Here is a 21,807-nt window from a genome sequence, read left to right on the forward strand (position 1 = left end):
GTTTAGTCCTCAGCGAGCGGCTTAAAGCGACGTAATTCACTTAGGCGATAACCGGTGTAGTTACCTAATATTAAGATCGCTGCTAGAATCAGGAACTGTACACCAATAAAGTTAAACGTTAGGTGACGTACGATTGGTGTCGTCATTGCAAGGTAAATTAACACTGAGGTTAACAGTGAACCACCACCTTGAATAAACACTTCTTTTGCACCTTCCTCTTCCCATAGAATCGACATCCGCTCGATAGTCCATGACAAAATGATCATTGGGAAGAAGGTAATTGTTAGGCCTTCAATCAGACCAATCTTAAACGCCACTACAGTGAATATCGAAATAATCAATATAACGGTTATTATGACCGCGGATATTCGGGCAACTAAGAGCAGGTTGAGTTTCGATAGATAACTTCGAATAATCAAACCTGTACCGACTATTAGTAAGAAACCAACAATACCTGTGAGTAATTGGGTTTGGACAAACGCTACTGCGATCAATACTGGCATGAAAGTACCAGAGGTTTTTAAACCGATGATCACACGTAAGAACACCACAATTAGCGCACCAATAGGGACCAGCATGATGGTTTTAAACATCGCCTGTTCTTCAAGTGGTAAGCTATGGATTGAGAAGTTCAGTAGATCTTCTGCTTTAATCTTTTCTTGGGTTGCACGTTGTGGCGTGATGTCTTGCGCAATAATAGAGAAACTGATGTTTGAGTTACGACCACCAACAACATCAAGTAGGGCATTACCTTGTTGATTCCAAATCATCACATTTTCTGGTTTGCCTTGCTCACCAGTAGTCAGATTAAACAGCTGCCAATTTTTATGTTGTTTATCCCACACTTCAACCATAGGTGAAACACTTTGACGGCGACGGCCATCTTCAAGCGTTAACCCACTGACAATACGAGAGTGAATATTTTCAAGTGAAAGTAAGCTTGTCACTACGTCTGCTGGTGACATTGTATCAAGCAGTACTGCAGCATTTTGATTCTGCTTATCATGTAATTCACGAATTAACTCACGTGCTAATGTGACATCATCTGCTGATAAGTTACGAGCTTGAGTTAATAATGCTGTTGCCGCTGTTTGTTGTGGGTTACTTAAACTGACTTCAGCAACGTTACCTTTTGGTGGTATCGGCTTATATTCAGCTTGGTCATCAACCAGTAATTGGGTTTTGTAATACAACACTTGTTTACCAATTGCGGTACGAGTAGCCCAATCGGCCTGACGACCATCTTTAGTATTGTGGATCACAACAGAGTAATTAGGGGGGGATGAAGTACTTTCATCGATAAGAGTAAAGCCCTGTTGCGTGCCTGGAGCTGACATTTTTACTTGTACAGGATCGCCAATAGCATCAAATTGTACTCGTGCTTCAACTTCCCATACTGCCCGCTCTTTGCCAGGGGTCCATGGTACGCCATAAACATCGTGGCGGTACATGCTTAATCCTATACCTGAAATAATTAGCAGTGATATAAGAATATAAAAGGGTATTCTAGACGTCATGACATCCTCATCATTTATTTGTTAACTTGGACTGGTTTGGGCTCAGTCTTTCCCTGAACAAATTGTTTACCTACATCAACCAGCGCAATATCTTTAAAGAATTCACGTCCAAGTAAAATAGGGAAATCCATTTTCGTTCTGTCTGCGAGAGTAAATTGCGCTTTTTCGTGTAGATTACCTAAGGTGATCCAAGCTTCGATAACAGGTCGGCGAACCGCTTCTTCAGATGTTGACTGACGAATACGTACCCAGCGGAAAATAGGCGCTTCAATAGTTTCTGGTTTTGCTTTGCTATTCGCTGCAATTTCTTCAGGTGTGTCCATTGCAGAGTCATGACTTAAATTAAAACGAACCCATTCTTTACCATCACGCTCAAATGTTTGTACATCAATCGCATTGAGTGATGATGTAGTCGCACCGGTATCAACACGCGCTTTAAAATGGCTCTTAACTGAGTCAATCCATACCCACTCTTCTTGACCTAAAATGGCTTTACCATTCGCGGTTTTAGAGTCAGTTACAGGTTGCTCAATAGGAACACGAACAATTTGCTTTTCAACAATTACTTTAGGCTGAGTTAGACTCTTATGCTTAAGAAATTTTATATCTTTTGAGATAGATGCTAATTTTCTTTCAAGTTGGCCTATATATTGTTGCTGATTTGCAACGTGCGTAGAAACATTATTGATTTTAGTGTCAATGTGAGTTTCAACATTATTGATAGCTGCTAAAGTTTGTTGGTGATTTTTCTCTAGCGTTGCATTTGAGGTACATCCTGAAAGTATCGCTAGTGCAATTACTGATACGCTAAGACGAAGCATCATATCTCCTATGTGCGTCTGTTTTATATAATAACAACATTAGTTTACATCAAAAAAGGGATGCGCACAGCATCCCTTTGTCAGTCGTTAGTCAGGATTCCTACCCACTAAGATTGCCCGTCTTGGGGCTGGATATCCTTCTATAGTTTTTGAACTATTTTCTTGGTCTAAATATTCTGGGAGGGAATTGTTTGTCATCCAGTCTGTTGATCTTTGTTCATCTGTAGTAGTGATATTCTCATCAACAATACGAACGTCAACAAAGCCACATTTCTCCATCCACACTTTTAATGCTTTAGCGGAAGGGAAAAAATAGACATTGTGCATTTGTGCATAACGATGGGTGGGTACCAACACGGTATTTTCATCGCCATCAATGACTAATGTTTCTAAAATAACTTCACCACCGGCACGCAATTGATTTTTTAATTGCAGGATATGATCTAATGGTGAACGGCGGTGATATAGCACTCCCATACTGAATACAGTATCAAAAGCTTTTAACTCAGGTAGCTGCTCAATGCCTAGAGGAAGTAAGTATGCGCGTTCGTCTTGCCCCATTAAACGCTTAATAGCTTCAAACTGAATTAAGAATAGACTCGATGGATCAATACCGACAGTTAACTTGGCACCTTCGCCAAGCATGCGCCACATGTGGTAGCCATTACCACAACCCACATCTAATACACTACGACCTTTTAGTGGTGTAATGTGAGGTAGAACGCGATCCCATTTCCAATCAGAGCGCCATTCAGTATCGATATGAATATCGTGCATAGTGAATGGGCCTTTACGCCAAGGATGAAGTAAACGTAATAGACTTTCTAAACGTTTTTTTTCACCATCGGCAATCGGTACTTCATTACGAACACTGACTTCATTTTTGAGATCAATAATATCTGGCTTGTCGGTAGGGAATTTTTGTAGTGCACGTACCCAACGAGCCATGTCGCCATGTTCTTGCTGTTCCCAATCACTTAATTGTTGTGGCAGCGTATTTAACCATGGACGCAACGTTTCATGTTGAGCGAGAAGCTGATAAAAAGCAGAAAAACTAAACATATTGGAACTGTAAACCTTATTTAATCGCAAACATTGAGCCAAAGTTGAAGCATTGGAACCACACTTCAGAGCTAGAAAAACCAATATCATTGAAACGTTGTTTGTGGGTTTCAATGCTGTCTGGACGCATCACATTTTCAATTGCGCTACGTTTTTGACTGATTTCTAATTCGCTATAACCATTTGCTCGTTTAAAGTCGTGATGAAGATCGATCAGCAGTTCATTGGCTCGTTCATCATCAAAAATGTATTTTTCAGAGAGAATTAATATTCCCCCCGGACGTAAACCGGCATAAATTTTTTCTAATAATGTTTGACGGTCTGCGGGAGCAAGAAATTGGAGCGTAAAATTGAGCACAACTACTGATGCATCATGGATATCGACATGACGAATATCGGCTTCAATCACTTGTACAGGAGTTTCAGAACGGTAAGCATTAACCAATAAGCGGCAGCGTTCAACCATAGCTGCTGAATTATCAATGGCGATAATTTCACAGCCTTCTTGATGAATATGACGACGCATCGATAAAGTGGCAGCGCCAAGTGAACAGCCAAGATCAAACACTTTTGAGTGTGGTTTGGCAAAACGTTCAGCGAGCATACCAATAGCAGAGATGATATTGCTATAACCCGGCACCGAGCGTTGAATCATATCTGGAAAAACTTCAGCAACACGTTCATCAAACGTAAAGTCACCTAGCTTTGCAATTGGCGTAGCAAAAATATTGTCGTGGCTTGCCATTCTCACGAACCTCATCATATATAAAGAATAGGGATCCTACAGATACAGTGATGGTGTCTTGCAGTAAAGAGCAACCATCAGGTGATCCATCACCTTTGAAAGGTCGCGTATTGTAGAGAAAATAGCATCATTTGTCTTTAATAATTGTTGAAATGCACTGTTAGTTAGGATTGATACTTCATCGTGCTTGATAAGTAAAATGAATGTTGAGTCATGACTATGTTGTGATTCAATCATTCGTTATTGAGTTGGTGTGCTTGTTTTAATAACCAAGATTTAAATGCTATTTGAGCTGGGGTTTGTTTTTTGATATCTAATCGAGTAAGCCAATATCCGCCTTTATTAAGGTAAATATCGAAGGGTTGCACTATTTGTCCTTGTGCTATTTTTTCTTGGAACATAAACGGTGATGCTAGTGCAATACCATGCCCATTTATTGCTGCTTCCATCATCAGCGCGGTTGAATCAAAAGTAATACTTGCAGTGTGTGAGCAATGGGCCATTTCTTGCGCTTGATTAAACCATAAACTCCATTCGTTAATATCGTAAGAGCGCAATAATGTGTGTTGTAAGATATCTTGTGGCGTATGTAAGTATGAGGCAATTGTTTTATTGCAAAGAGCACTAAAGGGGGTATCAAATAAATGCTCAGCAATGGTACAGTGCCAATTACCGCGTCCAAAACGAATGGTGTAATCGAGTCCTTCGGCAAATGTATCTGCAATATTATTATTCGTTGAAATTCTAAGTTCAATATGTGGATGTGATTGATAGAAATCACGTAGTTTTGGTAATAACCAATTGATCGCAAATGTGCCGACGACACCAATATTAATGAGTTCTCGATCGGTGCCTAGTTTTAAATTATCAAGATTGAGGCTAAGGTCAGAAAATACTTTTTCAACGACGGGAAATAATCGAACGCCCTCCATGGTTAGACTTATTCCTCTTGGCATACGGTTGAATAGTGTGATGCCTAATTTCGATTCTAATCCTTTAACTTGCTGGCTCACTGCTGTTTGGGTTACGCACAATTCCTGAGCGGCTTTGGTAAAGTTTTGGTGTTTTGCGGCTGCAAAAAAAGCCCGTAGTGAATTGAGCGGAAGTTGATTTAAGTTCATGGGGTTCTTATTCGCCAATTAAAGTTGGGTATTTTATCGTGCTACATATTATTTACGAATATTAATCTGGCGACGGTATCATTATTTTAGCCCAAGAAAATCTTTGGTCTCTGGTTAGAAATGGTATGTTGTGAGTGTTTGGATGACCTCTTAAAATCCTTTACTCATCTTTTTATGGACAAGAACAGTGAAAAAATATTTGGTATGTAGCTTGTTGGCATTGTTTTCTTATACGGCATCAGCAACCGATCTTGAACAGTATTTACGTCATACAGAACAACAGATTCAAGGACAAATTGGGGTAGCGATTATTGATACTCAACAGCATAGTCAGTGGAACTTTAATGGCTCGAGTCATTTTCCTATGATGAGTGCCTTTAAAACGTTGGCTTGCGCTAATGTTTTATATGACGTGCAACAACATAAGCTAAGTTTGACCAATAAAATCAAGGTAACCAAAGCTGGTCTTATTAATTGGAATCCCATTACCCAAAATTTTGTTGGTGGTCAAATGTCACTGCAAAGTGTTTGTGGGGCTGCAATGTTTATGAGCGATAACTATGCAGCTAATTTAGTATTAGAACAGATTGGTGGGCCACAAGGGTTGACCGAATTTTTGCGAACGATTGGTGATAAAAAAACGCGACTTGATCATTTTGAACCTAAGTTAAACTATGTTGAAAAAGGGGCGCTAAACGATACGACCACGCCAATTGCGATGATGGATACCATTAAAAAATTATTAACAGGGAATGTGTTAGATAGTGAAAATAAAGCCCAATTACAATTATGGATGACCAATAATATGGTATCTGATGGTTTGGCACGGGCAGTGCTACCGGCGGGATGGAAAATCGCTGATCGTAGTGGTGGTGGTGTCAATGGCTCACGAACTCTGACGGCAATGGTGTGGAATGAACATCAACAACCATTGTTTATCGGAATATTTATTGCTAATTCAAAGCTTAAAACATTACCGGAACTAAACCGAGTGGTAGCGAGTATCAGTGCAAAAATTTTCAATAAATATAATATTGTTGAGTCACACTGATAGCTCGCGTTAGTCTATGATTATAGAAGTTTAATTTGCTGATCCTGTTGTTGATGTAATGGTAATTCAACATCAGGAAGAGCAATGATTGATGCCATTTGGTGTTGTAAGTTTTTATATAAACGTACCGCCGATTCTGGCGCATGGTTATTATCGGGTGAATGAATAAATAAATACGGTTGCTTACCTTCGGCTATCCACAGCGGTAGCCGTTGCAACCAATTTTTAAAGAATGGATCATTGCAGTTGTCATTCGGATGACCAATGAAACGGATCACAGGGTTATTGGCTGTGGCGATAGCATGCACCGGAATCTGCGGTTTTTTACGATGGGCATCAATAACCGCTGGTGTAATTGGAGCGGCAGAAAAGACAGGCCGACTATCCATAATAATACGGTTGCTGCGGTATTTGATTAATAATCGATTTAGGGCTTGTTCTTCTGGGCCTTTAGCAAAAAAAGCCGGATGTCTAACTTCAACCCCAGTTGTTAGATGAGCTGGAAATTTGGTTAAAAATTGTGCCAGTATAGGCAAAGCGTCAGGACCAAATTGAGCCGGTAACTGAATTTTCCAAATCCCTGTTTTCGGCTCTAATACTTGCATCGTACTTAAAAAATCTGCCACAGCTTGATCACAGTGCCGTAATTGCTGCTGATGAGTGATGGTTTGTGGCAGCTTAAAAGTAAAACGAAAATGGTCAGGAGTTGCATCATGCCACTTTTGTACAGTTGTCATACTTGGTGTGGCATAAAATGTAGTATTCCCTTCTACCGTATTAAATACCTCAGCATAACGCGCTAATCGATCGCCACTTTTACAGCCTTTATCATAAAGACTATTGATCCAGTGATTATGCGACCACTGGGTGAGCCCTAATCGAAGTGGTGGCATCTTAGCTGTAGTTAATGACATGCAAAGCCTCATGGTGATAACCGTTAATTCATGATTACTTTATCGTATTTGTATTTAAAATGCTTAAATTGCCGCAATTAGGAATAATTTCAGTAATGATCTGTTTTGATTGGTTGCTGATAGTACGAATAAACGTGCGGTTAACTTCGCAAACTGAGGCTGTTTGGGTATAATAGCTCGTTATTTTTGCCTCTTGGCCGGCTTGCTATCCAATTTTATGCGTAAATTAGACAGCAAGCGGTCGGGATTGAACCAGTTGTGCTTGGTTAACAGTGAACTGTAACCTGAGCACAAACATGCTAAGTAAATATATAGATTGGGAATTTCTTATGCGCACCCATTATTGTGGACACCTAAATAAGTCCCTTGCAGGACAAACAGTAGATTTATGCGGTTGGGTAAACCGTCGCCGTGATTTGGGCGGTCTTATCTTTATTGATATGCGTGATCGCGAAGGTGTAGTTCAGGTTGTTATTGATCCTGATATGACAGAGATCTTCACACTAGCAAACCAATTACGTAACGAGTTTTGTATTCGTCTAACGGGTGAAGTGCGTGAGCGTCCTGAAAGCCAATGCAATAAAGACATGGCAACGGGTGAAGTTGAAATTTATGCAACTGGCCTTGAAATTATTAACCGTTCAGAAGCGTTACCACTTGATTTCAACCAAAAGAACTCAGAAGAACAACGCCTAAAATACCGTTATTTAGATCTTCGTCGTCCAGAAATGAGCGATCGCATTAAGCTACGTGCTAAAGCATCAAGCTTTGTACGTCGTTTCCTTGACGATAATGCATTCCTTGATATCGAAACACCAGTACTAACAAAAGCAACACCAGAAGGTGCGCGTGACTACTTAGTACCAAGTCGTGTACATAAAGGTAAATTCTACGCATTACCACAATCACCACAGCTATTTAAGCAGCTGCTAATGATGTCTGGTTTTGATCGTTACTACCAAATCGTTAAATGTTTCCGTGATGAAGATTTACGTGCTGATCGTCAGCCTGAATTTACTCAAATCGATATCGAAACATCATTCATGTCAGCTGATCAAGTACGTGCGACAACTGAAAAAATGATCACAGAAATGTGGAAAGAGCTACTAAATGTAGATCTTGGCGCATTCCCTGTAATGTCATTTGAAGAAGCTGCCCGTCGTTTTGGTTCTGATAAGCCAGATCTACGTAACCCACTAGAGTTAGTAGATGTTGCAGATATTCTTAAAGATGTTGAATTCCAAGTATTCTCAGCACCAGCAAATGATCCTAAAGGTCGCGTTGCTGTAATCCGCGTACCAGGCGGTGCATCTCTAAGCCGTAAACAAATCGATGAGTACACTAAGTTTGTCGGTATTTATGGTGCTAAAGGCCTAGCGTGGATGAAAGTTAATGATCGCGCAGCTGGTTTTGACGGTGTTCAATCTCCAGTGGCTAAGTTCTTAAACGAAGAAGTTGTTGAGAACTTACTTGAGCGCACTCAAGCTGAATCTGGCGATATCATTTTATTTGGTGCTGATAGCAAGCGTGTTGTTACAGAAGCGATGGGTGCACTTCGTCTTAAATTAGGTGAAGATCTAGCGTTAACTGATAAGTCTGCATGGAAACCACTTTGGGTTGTTGATTTCCCAATGTTTGAAGAAAATGAAGATGGTTCATTGTCTGCAATGCACCACCCATTCACTTCACCATTAAACCTAACGCCAGAAGAATTAGCGGCTAATCCTGCTGATGCATTATCGAATGCGTACGATATGGTTATCAATGGTTACGAAGTTGGTGGCGGTTCAGTTCGTATTCACAACTCAGCAATGCAATCGACAGTGTTTGATATTCTAGGTATCTCTACTGAAGAGCAACGTCTGAAGTTTGGTTTCTTACTAGACGCACTGCAGTTTGGTACACCACCACACGCAGGCCTTGCATTTGGTCTTGACCGTTTGGTAATGCTTCTTTGTGGTACTGATAACATCCGTGATGTTATTGCGTTCCCTAAAACAACAGCAGCGGCATGTCTATTAACAGATGCGCCAAGCCTAGCAAACCCAGCGTCACTAGAAGAGCTTTCTATTGCGGTTAACATTGCTAAGAAAAAAGAACAAGATCAAGAGTAATCTTATCCTGTTAACTGTCATTTAGCCTAAACAGGATAAATTTTCAGTCTTTAATGAGCCAATCACCTAATACAGGGATTGGCTTTTTTTATAGCTATTAAGATGATTTAGCATCGCTTTGGTAAAAGTCTTTTGTTCGCTTTCATGATTTATTTAGTTTATGTTTTTTAGAGGACTAAAAATAATGACAGTAGGAGAGCGAGATGGCTGGTCACAGTAAATTTGCCAATATTAAGCACCGTAAAGCGGCACAAGACGCTAAACGCGGTAAGATTTTTACTAAATTAATTCGTGAAATTACGGTTGCTGCCAAAGAAGGAGGAGCTGAAGCTGAAAATAACCCTCGTCTACGTGCAGCAATAGATAAAGCATTATCAAATAATATGACCCGTGACACCATTAATCGAGCGGCAAGTCGTGGTGCTGGTGGAGAGGGTGATGAAGGGGTCGAAACGGTTATTTATGAAGGCTATGGACCGGCAGGGACTGCGGTGATGGTAGAGTGCATGACTGATAACCGTAATCGTACTGTTTCTGGTGTTCGTCATGCTTTTTCTAAAGCGGGTGGTAATTTAGGTACTGATGGTAGTGTTAGTTATCTTTTTGAAAAGAAAGGTGTTATTTCATACGCGACAGGGATAGATGAAGATGCGGTAATGGAAGTGGCATTAGAATCGGGCGCTGATGACATTGAAACCAATGATGATGGCTCAATTGATGTTTATACCACACCAGCTGATTTTGGCGCTGTGAAAGATGCGTTAGATAATGCAGGGTTTGCTGCTGAGAATGCTGAAGTAACATTAGTGCCGTCAACCAAAGCTGAGCTGGATATAACAACTGCCCCTAAGCTACTACGTTTAATTGATGCATTAGAAGATCTGGATGATGTTCAAGAAGTTTATCATAATGGTGATATGTCTGATGAAGTAGCAGCAGCACTCGAATAAGTGTTTGCTTCGGAATATAAATGTCAATTATTTTAGGTATTGACCCAGGGTCAAGGATCACGGGTTATGGTGTTATTCGTCAAGTAGGACGGAAACTTGAATATTTAGGCAGTGGATGTATTCGTACATCATGCCCTGATATTCCTGGTCGATTAAAACAGATTTATGCAGGGGTTTCTGAGGTTATTACTCAATTTCAACCCGACTGTTTTGCGATTGAGGAAGTGTTTATGGGGAAAAATGCTAGCTCTGCGATTAAGCTTGGACAAGCACGTGGTTGTGCCATTGTAGCGGCTGTTAATGCCGATTTGCCCGTGAGTGAATATGCCGCGCGGTTAATTAAGCAAGCTGTAGTGGGTAACGGTGGTGCAGATAAAGTTCAAGTGCAACATATGGTGTGTTCAGTGCTAAAGCTTGAAGGTAAACCACAAGCCGATGCTGCCGATGCTTTAGCGATTGCTATATGTCATGCTCATACTCATAAAACCTTAATTGCAATGGCAGGAAAAGCGACCAGTGCTCGTCGTGGTCGTTACCGCTAACTGCTCGATGATAGTAATTATGGTTATATAAAAGCAGCTATGGCTGCTTTTTTTATGGGTGGAATTTTATTACATGACCGATAGTGGATATTCTGTGGCTGTTTGATCGCGATTACAGATAAAGGGCTGGATATTGATCCAGTAGTTTACTATTCTAGTGCCAATTTACTTTCTATTATAGAGATGATGTTGTGATTGGCCGACTACGCGGAATTGTGATTGAAAAACAGCCACCAGAAGTACTACTTGAAGTGGGCGGTATTGGCTATGAAGTATCTATGCCAATGAGCTGTTTCTATGAGTTACCTGAGTTAGGTCAAGAAGCTATTATTTTTACTCACTTTGTGGTGCGTGAAGATGCACAATTATTGTATGGCTTTAATAAAAAAAGTGAGCGTGAATTGTTCCGTGAGGTCATTAAAGCTAATGGCGTCGGGCCAAAATTAGGCTTAGCTATTTTATCTGCAATGACAGCAAGCCAATTTGTACGTAGCGTAGAATTAGAAGATGTTACTACATTGGTTAAAATCCCCGGAGTTGGTAAGAAAACAGCAGAACGACTAGTGGTTGAGATGAAAGATCGTCTTAAAGGTTGGGGTGAAGGTGATTTATTTACTGCGGCACTAGATACTGCAGCTTCTAATGCGGCAATTCAACATCCAGCGACTCAAGCTCGAGCAGAAGATGAAGCGGTTAGTGCTTTAGTGGCTTTAGGATACAAACCACAAGTAGCTGCTAAAGTTGTATCACAAGTTACTCAACCTGACATGACCAGCGAAGCGATTATTCGTGATGCACTGCGTTCAATGGTGTAATAGCACATCCTATAATAGGTATTTATTATGATTGAAGCCGATAGACTGGTTTCTAGTAATTTCGAGACACCTCGCGAAGATGATATTATTGATCGTGCTATTCGTCCGAAGTTACTGAATGATTATCAAGGGCAAGATCACGTCCGTGATCAAATGGAAATCTTTATTCAAGCTGCGAGATTGCGAAATGAAGCTTTAGATCATCTGTTGATCTTTGGTCCTCCTGGTTTAGGTAAAACTACTTTAGCCAATATTGTTGCTAATGAAATGGGAGTGAGTATTCGTACTACTTCAGGGCCTGTGCTTGAAAAAGCGGGAGACTTAGCAGCGCTATTGACCAACCTAGAAGAGAATGATGTATTATTTATTGATGAAATACATCGTTTAAGTCCGCAGGTTGAAGAGATTCTTTACCCAGCAATGGAAGATTACCAATTAGATATTATGATTGGTGAAGGACCTGCTGCGCGTTCGATTAAAATTGATTTACCACCTTTCACCTTAATTGGTGCAACAACACGTGCAGGGTCATTAACTTCACCGTTGCGAGATCGTTTTGGTATTACTCAGCGGTTAGAGTATTACAAAGTTGATGATCTTAAAGATATCGTCTCTCGTAGTGCTAGTTATTTAGGTTTATCACTCGAAGAGGGTGGTGCAATGGAAATGGCAATGCGTGCACGTGGAACACCTCGTATTGCAAACCGATTATTACGTCGAGTGCGTGACTATGCCGAAGTAAAAAGTAATGGCCATATTTGTCCTGATATCGCGAATAAAGCGCTCGATATGCTTGATGTAGATAGCAGTGGTTTTGATTATATGGACCGTAAATTATTGATGGCTATTATTGATAAATTTATGGGAGGGCCGGTCGGATTAGATAACCTAGCTGCAGCGATTGGTGAAGAAAAAGATACAATTGAAGATGTACTTGAACCTTATTTAATTCAGCAGGGTTTTTTACAGCGAACGCCACGTGGAAGAATTGCAACTCACCGTGCTTATTTACATTTCGGTTTGGATATCCCCCAGACTAAATAATCTTGCGGTAGGTTAAAATAATGTAAAAGTGGGGCATTATAGACCTCACTTTTTTTTGCTAATATTTTGAGTTGCGTAAAAGGTCACATATTAGCATCACAAATAACTTATATATTAATTAACAATTAATGATTTTATTTAACATGTATTGTGTGGATTTGAACTTTCTAAATATAACTAATGGCTATTTTTGTGGTTACAATATTTCATTAATAGAGTCTAAAGGGTAATTATTATCGTTTACAAAGAGGATAGCGCTAATTTTGTTACCACCACCTCGTAAAAACCCCTCCTAAATTAAAATCTATTTTATTAAAAATGAATATTGACTTATATCGATTCCACAAGTGGTGTGTTTTTATCTATTGATGGGTTGTGTAATATAAACGGCAGTGATGACTCTTTTTATGTTTGCTTTTGTGTTTATATATCAATGCTTTAATTGTTTTTTAAAACGTTTTACTTATAAGCATCTGTGTTTATAACGTATTGTTTGGTAGTAACTTTTATTTTTTGCATTAATGATGACGAATTGACTGAATACCATCATCATATGACACGATAAGAATGAATTATGTAACAATATGTCACTTAGTCGCTAAATATTAAGATGTAACTCTTGTAAACTCGGCTCGATAAACAAAAATGAACTCAACGTTGACTTGCATCAATGATTTGAAGTTCGTTGCTTTGATGAGGTTTTTCCTTGATGGATATCAAGGAAACACTATTAATAAATGCTTTGAAGATCAATGCTGATATCTGTAATATTAGTATTGACTTTATTAGCTGTAGAATAACAGTAAAACAATATTTTTGGTACAAAACTGCAACAATAGAATGGACGCCATTATCAACATGATAAATGCGATCAGGAAGATCACTAATATTGCAGTTTGTTATCTACGATTGGCTAAGCCCAATAATCGGTACACTGTGTAGTACTGCACCAGTCAGCTGGTGAAAAAAGGAGTTATCAATGTTAACTGATGTCGTCGAACTATCGCGGTTACAGTTTGCTTTAACAGCAATGTATCACTTTTTGTTCGTTCCATTGACTCTAGGTATGGCTTTCTTGCTAGCCATTATGGAGTCGGTTTATGTAATGACCGGCAAGCAAATCTACAAGGACATGACAAAGTTCTGGGGTAAGCTTTTTGCTATTAACTTTGCTTTAGGTGTAGCAACTGGTCTATCCATGGAATTCCAGTTTGGTACAAACTGGGCTTACTATTCTCACTATGTTGGTGATATTTTCGGTGCTCCATTAGCCATCGAAGCACTGATGGCGTTTTTCCTCGAATCCACTTTAGTCGGTATGTTCTTTTTTGGCTGGGACCGTCTATCAAAACGTCAACACCTTACAGTGACATGGTTAGTAGCGTTAGGTTCTAACTTCTCAGCATTGTGGATTCTGATTGCCAACGGTTGGATGCAAAACCCAGTCGGCGCAGATTTCAACTTTGAAACCATGCGTATGGAAATGGTGAGCTTTGCGGACGTTGTGTTTAACCCTGTTGCTCAGGTTAAATTCGTTCACACCGTTGCATCAGGTTACGTATGTGGTGCGATGTTTATCCTTGGCGTAAGTTCATACTATATGCTTAAAGGACGTGATATTGCCTTTGCTCGTCGTTCATTCGCAATCGCTGCGGCATTTGGTCTTGCATCAATTGTTTCAGTAATGATCCTGGGTGACGAATCTGGTTATGAATTAGGTGACGTTCAGAAAACTAAGCTAGCAGCGATTGAAGCTGAATGGCATACCGAACCTGCTCCTGCGGCATTTACGGCGTTTGGTTTCCCTAACCAAGAAACGATGGAAACAGATTACGCGATTAAGATCCCGTATCTAATGGGTATTATTGCTACTCGTTCACTTGATACTCAAGTAACAGGTATTCGTGATCTGAAGAAACAACATGAAGTGCGAATTCATAACGGTATGGTTGCTTACGGATTGCTTGAAAAATTACGAGCAGGCGAAAGAACACCAGCTAACATTGCTGCATTTGATGAAGTAAAAGGCGACTTAGGTTATGGCTTATTATTGAAGCCTTATACTAAGAACGTTGTTGATGCGACACCAGAACAAATTCAACAAGCCGTTGATGACTCCATTCCTCGCGTATGGCCGTTATTCTTTAGCTTCCGTATCATGGTTGGTGCTGGTTTCTTAATGTTTGCCATTATTGGTGCTGCATTTGTGCAATCATGCCGTCATAAAATCACAGGCAATAAGTGGGTACTTAAAGCAGCATTGTTTGGTATTCCATTACCTTGGATTGCGATTGAAGCTGGTTGGTTTGTAGCTGAATATGGTCGTCAGCCATGGGCTGTTGGTGAAATATTACCAGTACATATGGCTGCATCCAATCTTGAGCCATCGCAATTATGGTTCTCGTTAGCCGCGATTATCGGACTTTATACCTTGTTCTTGATTGCCGAAGTGTACTTAATGCTTAAGTTTGCACGTTTAGGTCCAAGTAGCTTGAAGACAGGTCGTTATCACTTTGAACAAAAAGATACGGCGCAAGATGTGGTTTCACGTCAGGTTGAAGTGTAAGCAGGGAGAGACAGAATAATGTTTGATTATGAAAGCTTGCGAGTCATCTGGTGGGTATTAATTGGTGTATTATGCATCGGTTTTGCTATCACTGATGGTTTTGATATGGGCGTAGGTATGCTGTCACCAATTATTGGTAAGACAGATAACGAACGTCGTGTAATGATTAACTCAATTGCACCTCACTGGGATGGTAACCAAGTTTGGTTGATCACCGCCGGTGGTGCATTATTTGCAGCATGGCCATTAGTTTACGCAACCGTATTCTCTGGTTTTTATGTAGCAATGATCTTGACCTTAGCTTCATTGTGGTTACGTCCGTTAGGTTTCGATTACCGTTCTAAGCTGACTGATCCAAAATGGCGTAGCTTGTGGGATAAAGCTATCTTTGTTGGTAGTTTTGTACCGCCAGTCATTTTTGGTGTTGCTTTTGGTAACCTTATGCAAGGTGTACCATTTGAAGTAAACGAATTTATGATTACAACCTATAAAGGATCATTCTTTGGGTTATTAAATCCGTTCGCATTACTTTGTGGTGTTGTGAGTCTACTGATGATCATCACTCAAGGCGCAACGTTCCTACAATTGAAAACAACCGATGCGATTCATGCTCGTGCACGTAATGTTGCAGCAATCTCTGCAGTATTAATGGCGGTCGTGTTTATTATTGCTGGCTTTGTTTCTCAAGGTATTAACGGTTATGTGATTACATCGCAAGTCTTACCAAATGCAGCGTCAGATCCATTAACTAAAGAAGTTGTTCGTCAGGTAGGCGCGTTGTTTATTAACTACCATAACTACCCTGTATTATGGATTGCACCAATACTTGCAGTAGCAATGCCATTACTAACAGCGTTATGTTCACGTGCTAACCGTGCTGGTTTTGCGTTCTTGTTCTCAAGCCTAACTGTTGTTGGTGTGGTATTAACGTTTGGTTTTGCGACATTCCCATTCATTATGCCATCAAGCTTAGATCCACATGTAAGTTTGACTATTTGGGATTCAACATCATCTGAATACACATTACAGATTATGACAGTGGTAGCATTTGTTATGGTACCTGTAATCTTGGCGTACACCTCATGGTGTTACTACAAAATGTTTGGTCGTCTTGATACTAAATATATCGAAGACAACAAGACGTCACTGTACTAAGGAGTAGACGAACTATGTGGTATTTCGCTTGGATTCTAGGTGTTCTACTGGCTTGTTCTTTCGGTATTGTCAATGCATTATGGCTTGAAACGACTGAAAATATGGATAAAGACAGTGAGTAATATAGATCGTGCGGTTAAGCTAATTCATGCACCACTGAATGTGTTACCGCTTAAATTATTAGCGATAGTAATGGCGTTGACTGTTACTGGGTTACTAATGTGGGAGCCTCGACAATTTGCCGAAGATATTGGTGGATTTAGTGCGGGGTTAGCACCTCTGATGATTTGGGCAACCTGTAGTGCCATGGTATTTGGTATGGGGTTCGTTCCTCGTCGGTGGTATTTTCAGGTGTTTTTTACACCTTATATCGCACTGCCTATATTATTGTATATTCTCGGATTACGTTTTTTATAGCGTTTAATCTGTAGTACTAAAAAGCCTGTTTCCGCAATGGAACAGGCTTTTTTTATATGAGTAAATTGTAACCATGATTAACAATTCGTTTTTAATGCATGATAACTGAACAGAATTGTGATTTGATTGTCAGAACCTACTGACAAATTTCATTTTTCAGTTAAATGCTCCCATCTATTAGCTCCACGGTAACTATCTGTGGGTGAGTTAGGGTATAGTAGTATTAAGCAAGATTGTTAGCACCGTGTAGGCATGACGGTTATGGATACCAAATGAAAGAACAAGATATTTTTAAATGGCCAATTACCATTTATTATGAAGATACCGATGTGGGTGGGGTGGTATACCATGCCAATTACTTGAAGTTTTTTGAGCGAGCAAGGACAGAACTACTGCGTTATATTGGCTTAAGTCAGCAACAATTATTCGCTGATAATATGAGCTTTGTGGTACGCAGTATGAATATTGATTTTATTCGCGGTGCAAAACTAGATGACCAGCTTGTTGTTAATACAACTATTCAAAATGTACGTCGTGCATCAATAGAATTTAATCAAGAGCTTGTTAATGACGATAATGTGGTCTTTTGCCGTGCAATTGTAAAAATTGCCTGTATTAATCCAACCATCATGAAACCAATAGCGTTACCTGCACAATTAAAGCCGGAGATCAATTAAGTGAATTCAGAATTAACCATTTTAGACCTTTTTTTACAAGCAAGTTTGTTGGTAAAACTGGTTATGCTTATTTTGCTTGGAATGTCTATTGCTTCTTGGGCAATGATCATTAAACGCTCACAAGTTTTAAACAGCGCTGAACGTAACGCCGCTCAATTTGAAGATCGTTTTTGGTCTGGTATCGACCTTTCGCAGCTTTATCAAGAAATTCAAGATCGCAAAGAAGAGCTGTCAGGATCTGAGCGAATTTTTTACTCTGGCTTTAAAGAATTTGCACGTTTGCATCGTAGTAATGGTCGAGTACCTGAAGCGGTAATGGAAGGTACTGGGCGTGCAATGCGAGTGTCATTATCTAAAGAAGTCGATGAGTTAGAAACGAATTTACCGTTTCTTGCTACCGTAGGTTCAATCAGTCCTTATATCGGCCTTTTTGGTACTGTATGGGGCATCATGACCGCATTTATTGCACTTGGTGCGGTAAAACAAGCAACATTGGCCATGGTTGCTCCTGGTATTGCTGAAGCATTAGTAGCAACAGCAATGGGACTTTTTGCTGCGATTCCTGCGGTAATGTTTTATAACCGCCTTACTAATAAAGTGACTAAACTTGAACATACTTATGTAACCTTTATGGAAGAATTTTCAAGCATATTACATCGTCAGGCATTTGCTGCGAATCAGGAGTAATAAGCAATGGCTTATCAACCGAAGAAACGCAAAATGACGGCAGAAATTAATGTCGTCCCTTACATTGATGTTATGTTGGTTTTATTAATTATCTTTATGGTGACAGCGCCGTTTGTTAGCCAAGGGGTAGATGTTGATCTACCTAAAACCCAAACTGCTGAAACAGTTGCGCAATTAAATAAAGATAATAATACTCCGCCAATCATTGTTGAAGTCGATAAAGATGGCAATTTAGGGGTTAGCATTGATAATGCTGATATGGCGCACGGGCTGAGTCTTGATGAGCTAATTGCGCGCGTAAAAGCTGAACTTGCGAGTAATCCAAAAACCTTAGTGATGGTTGGTGGTGATGGACGCACACCTTACGCTAATATTGTCGAAACCTTAGATGCGCTAAGCCATGCTGGGGTAGGATCTGTAGGCTTGATGACTGATCCGTTAGATAAACCCGGAAATTAAGGCATGAAGAAGAGTAATTATTCTAAGTCTGTCGTTATATCGGTGGCCATTCACGCGTTATTAATTGTACTGCTATTATGGGGAGCTGATTTTACCTTTGATAATAAACAGCCTGTAGGTAATACAATCCAAGCGACCATGGTTGATCCTGCAATGTTGAATCAACAAGCTCAGCAGATTCGGCAACAACGTCAAGCGGCCAAAGAGGCTGAGCAGGCACGCCAAGATCGTTTAGAACAACAAACAGCAGCCCTTGAAACCCAGCGTAAAGCAGAAGCTGAACGAATACGGCAACTAAAAGCCGATAAGTTGGCGGCTGAAAAACAAACGCGTGAGGCTGAAAAACAAACGCGTGAGGCCGAAAAACAACAACAATTACAGCAGCAACAAGCATTAGAAGCTAAAGCGAAGGCAGAGGCTAAAGCGAAGGTAGAGGCTCAAGCGAAGGCAGATGCTAAAGCAAAGGCAGATGCTAAAGCAAAGGCAGATGCTCAAGCAAAGGCAGAGGCTAAAGCAAAGGCAGAGGCTAAAGCAAAGGCAGAGGCTAAAGCAAAGGCAGAGGCTAAAGCGAAGGTAGAGGCTCAAGCGAAGGCAGAGGCTCAAGCGAAGGCAGAGGCTAAAGCAAAGGCAGAGGCTAAAGCAAAGGCAGAGGCAGAGGCTAAAGCAAAGGCAGAGGCTAAAGCAAAGGCAGAGGCTAAAGCAAAGGCAGAGGCTAAAGCAAAGGCAGAGGCAGAGGCTAAAGCAAAGGCAGAAGCTCAAGCGAAACAAGATGCAGCATTAAATGATATGTTTTCTGGGCTAGAAGCTGAGAATGCACAACGTGGTGGTGCTCGAGGTAAGCATATTGCTGATGAAGTAGCCCGTTATGGTGCTATTTATAAGCAAATGATTCAACAAAATTTATTGGTTGATCAAAGCTTTAAAGGTCAAGAATGTAAGCTAACGTTACGTTTGTCTGCTAATGGTTTAGTGTTAAATGTTTCTCAGTTAGCTGGGAATGATACTCTTTGTCGAGCAGCTAAATCAGCCGTACTGCAAGTGAGTGAGTTTCCAATGCCAGATAATCCTGATGTCGTTAAGCAATTACGGGTTATTAATCTGACTGTTAGTCCATAGAAGTTGTTGAATATTTACTTTATTTTTTGCCACAACAATAGTTGTGGCTTTCGTAACGATAAGGAGCGATTGATGAAACGTTGGATGATAGGTGTTTTTTTTGCCTTACTAAGCGTTAGCCAATGTGCACATGCTGCACTTGATTTAGTCATCACTGATGGTGTTGATTCCGCCCGTCCAATAGGGATAGTACCTTTTGAATGGCAAGGCCAAAATAAATTACCTACCGATATTTCAGCTGTCATTGCTTCTGACTTACAGCGAAGTGGTAAATTTAGCCCACTAGCAAATAATAAGTTACCACAACACCCTTATAACGAAAGCCAAATTAATTACAGTGCGTGGACTAAATTAGGGGTAGATGCGGTTGTAACGGGCAGTATTACTCAAGACGCAGATGGTAATTATGTTATTGATTACCAACTGGTTGATGTCGTTAAAGGCAAACTAAATAGTGATTCGCAAGGTGCTGCGAGTGATTACTTACTTTTAAATAATCGTGCGGTAGTAAAGCCTGATCGAATGCGTCAATATGCGCATCGAATTTCAGATATGATTTATCAAAAACTCACCGGTGAGCGTGGTGCTTTTTTAACCCGTATTGCTTATGTAGATGATAATCAAGGGGCAGAATTTCCATACCAATTACGTGTTGCTGATTATGACGGCTATAACGAACGTGTAGTTTTAAAATCAAAGCAGCCGTTAATGTCGCCAGCTTGGTCTCCTGATGGTAGTAAGTTAGCTTATGTCAGCTTTGAAAATGGCAAAGCTGAAATTTTTATACTGAATATTTATAAAGGTACTCGTGAACTTATTGCTAATTATCCACGTCATAATGGTTCACCGCAGTTTTCACCTGATGGTACAAAATTAGCGATGGTGTTATCAAAGACGGGTAGCTTACAGATTTATATTAAAGATCTACGGACGAAAGAATTACGTCAAATCACTCATGGTCGAGCTAATAATACTGAAGAAGTTTGGACGCCAGATGGTAAATCAATGTATTTCACTTCAGATCGTGGTGGCCGCCCACAAATTTATCATCTTGATTTAGCTACTGGTGATACTCAACGTGTAACATGGCAGGGTAGTCAAAACATGGGGGCTCAAATCACCCCTGATGGCCGTTTCTTAGTGATGGTTAATCGTTCAGATAGCGGTTATAACATCGCTAAACAAGACTTAAAAAGTGGTGCAGTGCAGATTTTAACAAAAGCAAACTTAGCTGAATCACCAAGTATTGCACCTAACGGTAGCATGATTATTTATAGCTCAGCACAAAATAATAGTTATGAATTGTCTTTGGTATCTATTGATGGTCGATTCCAGGCGCGTTTACCGTCGACAAGTAAACGTGTACGAGCTCCTGCTTGGGGTCCATTCCTATAATAGGATTATAGAACAATAACATACCCAAATAATGGGTATTACTGAATGATAAAGGATGAAAAATAGATGCAACTTAACCGAATTTTAAAAGGCCTAGCGATTGCGTTACCAATGATGACATTGGCAGCATGTAGTTCAACAGACAGTGCTGGTAGTTCAGCTGCGTCTCAAAACCAAAATGGTGGTATAGGTGGCGGTGGTGCTGGTCAAACAACTATCTCGACACCAGTCGATCAAAATGGTGCAATGACTGAACAACAATTGCATGAACAACAAATGCAAAAGTTGCGTCAAGAAGAACAAACAGTGTTCTTTAAATTTGATAATGCTGAAATCCAACCGGAATATCAAAAAATGTTGGAGGCACATGCAGAATATTTACGTAATAACCCAAATGTTAAGGTAATTGTTCAAGGTCATGCTGATGAGCGTGGTACCCCTGAATATAACATTGCACTTGGTGAGCGTCGTGCAACTGCTGTATCTCAATATTTACAGGCTTTAGGTGTACCGGCGAATCAAATGTCGATTGTTAGTTACGGTGAAGAAAAGCCATTATTGTTTGGACATACTGACGCTGATTATGCGAAAAATCGTCGTGCAGTGATCGTATACTAATTAAGATTTAGGTTAATAATT

Annotated in this window: 22 protein-coding genes; 16 read left to right on the plus strand and 6 right to left on the minus strand. The window is 40.1% G+C overall.

Annotated elements, in window-relative coordinates; all coding sequences use genetic code 11:
• Window positions 1–2: 2 nt before the first annotated feature.
• The 5 genes from C0W29_RS05680 to C0W29_RS05700 all read right to left on the minus strand — a co-directional run bounded on the left by C0W29_RS05680 (window position 3) and on the right by C0W29_RS05700 (window position 5,266).
• Window positions 3–1,517: an inactive transglutaminase family protein gene (locus tag C0W29_RS05680; protein ID WP_036795431.1), complete on the minus strand. Its 1,515-nt coding sequence runs from the start codon at window positions 1,515–1,517 to the stop codon at window positions 3–5.
• Between the two features lie 14 nt (window positions 1,518–1,531).
• Window positions 1,532–2,338 carry an ATP-dependent zinc protease family protein gene (locus C0W29_RS05685; protein ID WP_036795429.1) on the minus strand — a complete coding sequence of 269 codons (807 nt, stop codon included), beginning with the start codon at window positions 2,336–2,338 and terminating at the stop codon, window positions 1,532–1,534.
• A gap of 87 nt (window positions 2,339–2,425) precedes the next feature.
• Window positions 2,426–3,400 (minus strand): tRNA 5-methoxyuridine(34)/uridine 5-oxyacetic acid(34) synthase CmoB, encoded by a 975-nt coding sequence (gene cmoB / locus C0W29_RS05690; protein WP_045044333.1) that lies wholly within the window; start codon window positions 3,398–3,400, stop codon window positions 2,426–2,428.
• A 16-nt stretch (window positions 3,401–3,416) separates the two neighbouring features.
• Entirely contained in the window at window positions 3,417–4,145 is a 729-nt protein-coding gene (gene cmoA / locus C0W29_RS05695; protein ID WP_036795427.1) for a carboxy-S-adenosyl-L-methionine synthase CmoA, read from the minus strand.
• Between the two features lie 233 nt (window positions 4,146–4,378).
• Entirely contained in the window at window positions 4,379–5,266 is an 888-nt protein-coding gene (locus C0W29_RS05700; RefSeq protein WP_045044334.1) for a LysR family transcriptional regulator, read from the minus strand.
• Window positions 5,267–5,453: 187 nt separating this feature from the next.
• On the opposite strand from C0W29_RS05700, the gene bla reads away from it, so the two are divergent.
• The gene (gene bla, locus C0W29_RS05705) at window positions 5,454–6,317 is read left to right on the plus strand and encodes a class A beta-lactamase (RefSeq protein WP_045041649.1); all 864 of its coding nucleotides are present in this window, start codon (window positions 5,454–5,456) and stop codon (window positions 6,315–6,317) included.
• A 20-nt stretch (window positions 6,318–6,337) separates the two neighbouring features.
• On the opposite strand, the gene C0W29_RS05710 is transcribed toward bla, so the two are convergent.
• Window positions 6,338–7,231, minus strand: a complete 894-nt coding sequence (locus tag C0W29_RS05710; RefSeq protein WP_045041648.1) for a DUF72 domain-containing protein — start codon at window positions 7,229–7,231, stop codon at window positions 6,338–6,340.
• A gap of 329 nt (window positions 7,232–7,560) precedes the next feature.
• On the opposite strand from C0W29_RS05710, the gene aspS reads away from it, so the two are divergent.
• From aspS to pal, 15 genes are all read left to right on the plus strand, one after another.
• On the plus strand, window positions 7,561–9,345 hold the full coding sequence (gene aspS, locus C0W29_RS05715; RefSeq protein WP_045041647.1) for an aspartate--tRNA ligase: 1,785 nt from the start codon (window positions 7,561–7,563) through the stop codon (window positions 9,343–9,345).
• A gap of 203 nt (window positions 9,346–9,548) precedes the next feature.
• Entirely contained in the window at window positions 9,549–10,295 is a 747-nt protein-coding gene (locus C0W29_RS05720) for a YebC/PmpR family DNA-binding transcriptional regulator (protein ID WP_045041646.1), read from the plus strand.
• A 20-nt stretch (window positions 10,296–10,315) separates the two neighbouring features.
• Complete coding sequence (gene ruvC / locus C0W29_RS05725) at window positions 10,316–10,837, plus strand: crossover junction endodeoxyribonuclease RuvC (protein ID WP_036795417.1); 522 nt, start codon at window positions 10,316–10,318, stop codon at window positions 10,835–10,837.
• Between the two features lie 191 nt (window positions 10,838–11,028).
• Window positions 11,029–11,652 (plus strand): Holliday junction branch migration protein RuvA, encoded by a 624-nt coding sequence (gene ruvA / locus C0W29_RS05730; protein ID WP_036795415.1) that lies wholly within the window; start codon window positions 11,029–11,031, stop codon window positions 11,650–11,652.
• A 27-nt stretch (window positions 11,653–11,679) separates the two neighbouring features.
• Window positions 11,680–12,696, plus strand: a complete 1,017-nt coding sequence (gene ruvB, locus C0W29_RS05735) for a Holliday junction branch migration DNA helicase RuvB (protein ID WP_036795413.1) — start codon at window positions 11,680–11,682, stop codon at window positions 12,694–12,696.
• 979 nt (window positions 12,697–13,675) lie between these two features.
• The gene (gene cydA, locus C0W29_RS05740) at window positions 13,676–15,262 is read left to right on the plus strand and encodes a cytochrome ubiquinol oxidase subunit I (protein WP_045041645.1); all 1,587 of its coding nucleotides are present in this window, start codon (window positions 13,676–13,678) and stop codon (window positions 15,260–15,262) included.
• Window positions 15,263–15,280: 18 nt separating this feature from the next.
• Window positions 15,281–16,417 (plus strand): cytochrome d ubiquinol oxidase subunit II, encoded by a 1,137-nt coding sequence (gene cydB / locus C0W29_RS05745; protein WP_045041644.1) that lies wholly within the window; start codon window positions 15,281–15,283, stop codon window positions 16,415–16,417.
• A 14-nt stretch (window positions 16,418–16,431) separates the two neighbouring features.
• A complete protein-coding gene (gene cydX / locus C0W29_RS05750) occupies window positions 16,432–16,539 on the plus strand; it encodes a cytochrome bd-I oxidase subunit CydX (protein ID WP_036795409.1) in 108 nt (35 codons plus the stop codon).
• Window positions 16,532–16,834: a cyd operon protein YbgE gene (gene ybgE / locus C0W29_RS05755; protein WP_235869002.1), complete on the plus strand. Its 303-nt coding sequence runs from the start codon at window positions 16,532–16,534 to the stop codon at window positions 16,832–16,834. Before cydX ends, ybgE begins: the two co-directional genes overlap by 8 nt.
• A gap of 272 nt (window positions 16,835–17,106) precedes the next feature.
• Entirely contained in the window at window positions 17,107–17,511 is a 405-nt protein-coding gene (gene ybgC / locus C0W29_RS05760; RefSeq protein ID WP_045041643.1) for a tol-pal system-associated acyl-CoA thioesterase, read from the plus strand.
• Window positions 17,512–18,198 (plus strand): protein TolQ, encoded by a 687-nt coding sequence (gene tolQ, locus C0W29_RS05765; protein WP_036795405.1) that lies wholly within the window; start codon window positions 17,512–17,514, stop codon window positions 18,196–18,198.
• 6 nt (window positions 18,199–18,204) lie between these two features.
• Window positions 18,205–18,657, plus strand: a complete 453-nt coding sequence (gene tolR, locus C0W29_RS05770; protein ID WP_036795404.1) for a protein TolR — start codon at window positions 18,205–18,207, stop codon at window positions 18,655–18,657.
• A 3-nt stretch (window positions 18,658–18,660) separates the two neighbouring features.
• A complete protein-coding gene (gene tolA, locus C0W29_RS05775; RefSeq protein WP_107174088.1) occupies window positions 18,661–19,773 on the plus strand; it encodes a cell envelope integrity protein TolA in 1,113 nt (370 codons plus the stop codon).
• Window positions 19,774–19,845: 72 nt separating this feature from the next.
• Entirely contained in the window at window positions 19,846–21,168 is a 1,323-nt protein-coding gene (tolB, locus tag C0W29_RS05780) for a Tol-Pal system beta propeller repeat protein TolB (RefSeq protein WP_045044336.1), read from the plus strand.
• A gap of 66 nt (window positions 21,169–21,234) precedes the next feature.
• Entirely contained in the window at window positions 21,235–21,786 is a 552-nt protein-coding gene (pal, locus tag C0W29_RS05785) for a peptidoglycan-associated lipoprotein Pal (RefSeq protein ID WP_036795399.1), read from the plus strand.
• Window positions 21,787–21,807 lie beyond the last annotated feature (21 nt).

It is taken from the genome of Photobacterium kishitanii (genome assembly GCF_003026355.1).
GTDB classification, from domain to species: domain Bacteria; phylum Pseudomonadota; class Gammaproteobacteria; order Enterobacterales; family Vibrionaceae; genus Photobacterium; species Photobacterium kishitanii.